Here is a 4010-nt window from a genome sequence, read left to right as displayed (position 1 = left end):
AAGCATCAAAATCCCTTGACAACAAGGGCGCACTTCTATACAGGGGCAAGCCCTGTATCGTGCGCTCTGCGAGGCAGACAGCCCGGACAGCGAATGTCCGGGCTGTTTTGCGTCACTTCGTTCCGAACAAGAGGGCTGCACCCTCTTGCGGCTTCGCCTATCTCCTGCACACTTTGTGGGCGGAGCAATTTGCTGGCGCAAACTGCTCCGCCCACAAAGTTTTGAATATGTGACCATGACCGTTTACCGTTTTTCGGTAGGCGGTCTTTTTGTTTCTATCCGTCAAATTTTTAAGGAGGTTATGCACCATGCCAAAACAGAAAACCATCCCGGAGCTGGAAGCTGAAATTGCCGCCAAAGAACGTCAACTTGCCCAGCTTCAACACAGACAACAGCAGCTAGAAAACCGCCGCAGCTACTATGAGAAAGGCGACCGCCGCAAACGGGCGCACCGCCTAATCACCTGCGGCGCGGCCATCGAAAGCGTGGAGCCGCTGGCAAAGGTTTTGACCGAAACCGAGTTCTACGCCTTTGCGGAAAAAGCACTTACTTTGCCGGAAGTCAAGAGTTTGCTCATGTCCGCCGTCAACGCCCACAACGCCACCGAGCAGAAAGGAAAGGGATAATATATCGCACTGTTCCATTTTCATGTAACGCAGATCAAACGAAGCGCCGGGCAGTCGGTTGTGGCATCCGCCGCCTACCGATCCGGCGAAAAGCTGCACAGCGAGTATTACGGTGAGGACAGCGACTACACCCGCAAAGGCGGTGTGATCTGTTCCGAAATCCTGCTGCCGCCCCATGCCCCGCCGGAATATGCAGACCGGCAAACCCTCTGGAATGCCGTTGAGGAAGCCGAGCGTGGAAAAAAAGCACAGCTTGCATACAGTTTTGACATTGCTTTGCAGAACGAATTCTCCATGCAGGAGAACATCGCCCTTGCAAGGCAGTTTTTGTTGGAGAACTTTGTTGGCCGGGGCATGGTAGTGGATTTCGCCGTACACCAGCCAGACAGAGATGACGGCGGTATCCAGAACCCGCACTTCCATGTGCTGTGTCCCATCCGGCCTATCTTGCCGGACGGAAGCTGGGGCGGCAAGCAGCGCCGGGAATATCTGCTGGATGAACACGGCGAGCGCATCCGGGACGAGGCCGGGAATTATGTGTTCAACGCTGTGCCCACCACCGACTGGGGCAGCCCCGACACCTTGGAGCATTGGCGGCAGGCATGGGCGGAGTTGTGCAATGCCAAATTTGCGGAGAAAGGTTTGGATTGCCGCATCGACCACCGCAGCTATGAGCGGCAGGGCGTGGAGCAGTTACCCACCGTCCATGAGGGGCCCACCGTCAAGGCAATGGAGCAAAAGGGCATCCGTACCGACAAAGGCGACCTCAACCGCTGGATCAGGAAAACCAATGCCATGCTGCGGGAGGCAAAAGCGAAAATCGCATCCCTGATCGGCTGGCTAAAAGATGTCAAAGCCGAGCTTTCCGCGCCCCAACCGCCTACGCTGGTAGAACTACTGTCCGCTTACTGTGACGACCGTAACAGGGGCGCATACAGCAGCAAGGCCAAAATCGGGAATTTGAAAAAGTTTTCGGAAACTATCGGCTATCTGGAATCCAAGCAGCTCCGCACCACCGAGGATTTGGAAGCACTGCTGAACTCCATGCAGGAACAGATTGACGCGCTGAAAAAATCCGCCTCCGGGAAGCAGGCCCGCATCAAAGAATTGGACGAGCTGCTCCGCATGGCGGACTACTACCAGCAGGGCAAGCCCGTTGCCGACAAGCTGAAAAACATCCGTTTTGATACTTTCCGGCAGAAGTACAAGGCAGAGCATGAAAATGTGCTGCGGACATTTTACATGGCCGAGCGCAAGCTGAAAAATCAGTGGGTGGACGGGAAACTCCCCGTCCATGCGTGGCGGAAGGAGAAATCCAAGCTGGAAACCGAGTATCAGGCGTTACAACAAAAGATAGCTCCCCTGTACGCCGACACAAAAAAGCTCTGGGCCGTCCATTACAGCATCTATCAGGTGCAGCATGAGCAGGAGCGCCAAAACGCCGTTACACGGCAGAAAAAACAGGAAATCGAACACTAAATCGTCCACATTTTCAGGAGGCAGTTATGGACAGCAAATTGAAAATCCCACCCGAAATCATAAACAACCAGGACACCCCGGAAGAATACCATTTTTCCAACCCCAGTGACCTGACGAAGCGCAATTTCTGGATCGGAGAGGATGGTCACATTCATGTGAAAAATCTCTCGGCGTTCTGGTTGCCGGAGTTCACCTTGCAGAAGGAGATCGGCGGCACGGTTTACACCGTCACAGGCAGCTATGACGGCACCGAGCCGCTGAACCGGAAGATGGAGCGCATCATGGCCGAAAAGTTTACAGAAAAGATGGAGGATAGCGAATGACAAACGCCCGGAATCTTGGTACAATAGAAGCAGCCAATCCTGTACTGGCAGTTGCCCCTTTGAAGGAGGACGCAGAAATGCAGCGGGCAACTGAAAAAATCACGGCTCTCTATTGCCGTCTATCCGTGGAAGACATGAAGGATGACAAGAACGGCGGCAAGGGGGATGTATCGAACTCCATCCAGAATCAAAAAATGATCCTGCTCCAGTACGCAAAAGAGCATCGCTTCCCCAATCCGACTTTCTTTGTGGACGATGGGTACAGCGGCACCAACTACGACCGCCCCGGCTTTCAGGCCATGCTGGCCGAAATTGAGGCAGGAAAAGTGGCCGTCTGCTGCACCAAAGACCTATCCAGGCTGGGTAGAAATTCATCGCTGACCGGGCTGTATATCAACTTCACTTTCCCGAAGTATGGAGTGCGGTATATCGCCATCAACGACCACTTTGACACCATCGACCCCAACAGCACCGACAACGATGTGGCAGGTATCAAGAACTGGTTCAACGAGTTTTTTGCAAAAGATACCAGCCGCAAAATCCGTGCGGTGCAGAAGGCAAAGGGCGAGCGCGGCGTACCGCTGACCACCAATGTCCCGTTTGGATATCTCAAAGACCCGAATGACAGGACAAAGTGGATTGTGGACGAAGCGGCAGCACAGGTGGTCAAGCGTATTTTCCGACTTTGCATGGAAGGGCGCGGGCCGATGCAGATCGCAAAGCTCTTGCAGGAGGAAAAGGTGCTCAACCCCACCGCCTACAAGCGCAGGGCGGGCATCAAGACCCCCAGCCCGGAGACTTCTGATCCCTATCACTGGAACACCAACACCGTTGTCCACATTCTGGAACGGCGGGAATATACCGGCTGTACGGTCAACTTCAAGACCTACACCAATTCCATTTGGGACAAGAAGCAGCGGGACACGCCTCTGGAAAAGCAGGCAGTTTTCTATGGCACCCACCCGGCGATCATCGAGCAGGAAGTCTTTGACAAGGTTCAGGAAATCCGCCAGCAGCGGCACCGCAGGACGAAAACCGGCAAAAGCAGCTTGTTTTCCGGCATGGTCTACTGTGCCGACTGCGGCGCAAAGATGCGGTACTGCACCACCAATTACTTTGAGAAACGGCAAGATCACTTTGTCTGCGCCAACTACCGCAGCAATACGGGAAGCTGTTCGGCGCACTTCATCCGGGCGGTTGTGCTGGAAGAGCTGGTCTGGATGCACATGAAAGCGGTCATCTTCTATGTGACCCGGTATGAGAAGCATTTCCGGGACGCGATGGAACACCGGCTCCGGCTGGCCAGCGAGGAAAAAATCTGCGCCAGCATCAAGCGTCTGGAACAAGCGCAGCGGCGCATGGGCGAGCTTGACCGGCTGTTCATCCGCATCTATGAGGACAATGTGGCCGGGAAGATCACGGACGAGCGTTTTTCTATGATGAGCCAGTCTTACGAGGACGAGCAGACGCAGCTCAAGGCGGAAATCCAGACTTTACAGCAGGATATTGAAGTACAGGAACGACAGATTGAAAACTTGGAGCAGTTCATCCAGCGGGTACACAAGTACGCGGATTTGCAGGA

Annotated in this window: 4 protein-coding genes; all 4 read left to right on the top strand. The window is 54.3% G+C overall.

The window, feature by feature from the left end:
* The first annotated feature begins 308 nt into the window (after window positions 1-308).
* Window positions 309-626 (top strand): DUF3847 domain-containing protein, encoded by a 318-nt coding sequence (locus WMO64_RS16875; protein WP_295370567.1) that lies wholly within the window; start codon window positions 309-311, stop codon window positions 624-626.
* A gap of 3 nt (window positions 627-629) precedes the next feature.
* Window positions 630-2105, top strand: coding sequence for a MobQ family relaxase (gene mobQ / locus WMO64_RS16870; RefSeq protein WP_349232746.1), 1476 nt, complete (start codon window positions 630-632; stop codon window positions 2103-2105).
* A gap of 26 nt (window positions 2106-2131) precedes the next feature.
* The gene (locus WMO64_RS16865) at window positions 2132-2428 is read left to right on the top strand and encodes a hypothetical protein (protein ID WP_087289232.1); all 297 of its coding nucleotides are present in this window, start codon (window positions 2132-2134) and stop codon (window positions 2426-2428) included.
* 77 nt (window positions 2429-2505) lie between these two features.
* Window positions 2506-4010 (top strand): recombinase family protein (locus WMO64_RS16860; protein ID WP_349232745.1); only part of this gene is annotated, 1505 nt, incomplete at its 3' end.

The organism is Pseudoflavonifractor intestinihominis, from assembly GCF_040096055.1.
Taxonomy (GTDB): Bacteria; Bacillota; Clostridia; order Oscillospirales; family Oscillospiraceae; genus Pseudoflavonifractor; species Pseudoflavonifractor intestinihominis.
This window is presented reverse-complemented; position numbering and strand designations above follow the sequence as displayed.

Excerpts from the sequence above, each read along its gene's own strand:
- WMO64_RS16875 (WP_295370567.1), top strand. The coding sequence starts at position 309 with ATGCCAAAACAGAAAACCATCCCGGAGCTGGAAGCTGAAATTGCCGCC.
- WMO64_RS16865 (WP_087289232.1), top strand. The coding sequence starts at position 2,132 with ATGGACAGCAAATTGAAAATCCCACCCGAAATCATAAACAACCAGGAC.